The organism is Pseudoalteromonas sp. S3785 (genome assembly GCF_005887365.1).
Taxonomy (GTDB): domain Bacteria; phylum Pseudomonadota; class Gammaproteobacteria; order Enterobacterales; family Alteromonadaceae; genus Pseudoalteromonas.
In genome coordinates, this window is the sequence record NZ_PNCT01000108.1 from 1 (window position 1) to 480 (window position 480).

Here is a 480-nt window from a genome sequence, read left to right on the forward strand (position 1 = left end):
GGTTACGTCGTTACTTGAACCTGGGCTGGTTAACTCAAGCGTTGGCGCAATGGTGTCTACTTCTCCTGAGCCAGTGGCTGTGGCTTCATTGCCAGCGGCATCGCTTACGCTTGCACTTACGCTGTAGCTGCCCTCAGCAAGCACTTGTGAGGCGGCCACACTCCAGGTGCCATTAGCGCCGAGTGTCGTTGTCACCGTATGCGTCACGTTATTACTATCGGTGATCTCTACCGTTACGGTGCTGCCTTGCGGTGCATTGGCGGTGCCGGTGATCGTTGGGGTTGTATCATTGGTAACAACTAGCTCGTTCACTTCAATCGCTGGCATGGTGGTGTCAATAATACCGGTTTCGGTGGCGCTGCCGATATTACCCAGGCCATCATCTACTTCGGCAGTGACCGTGTATTCGCCTTCAGCTAAAGCACTCGGGGCATCAACGCTCCAGACGCCACCGGTTACGGTCGTATCAACAGTCGTAAT

At 54.6% G+C, this 480-nt stretch carries 1 protein-coding gene; it reads right to left on the reverse strand.

Annotation, left to right across the window (positions count from 1 at the left end; translation table 11 throughout):
* The coding region (locus CWC17_RS18520) for an Ig-like domain-containing protein (protein WP_249935948.1) at positions 1–480 on the reverse strand (480 nt) is incomplete at both ends.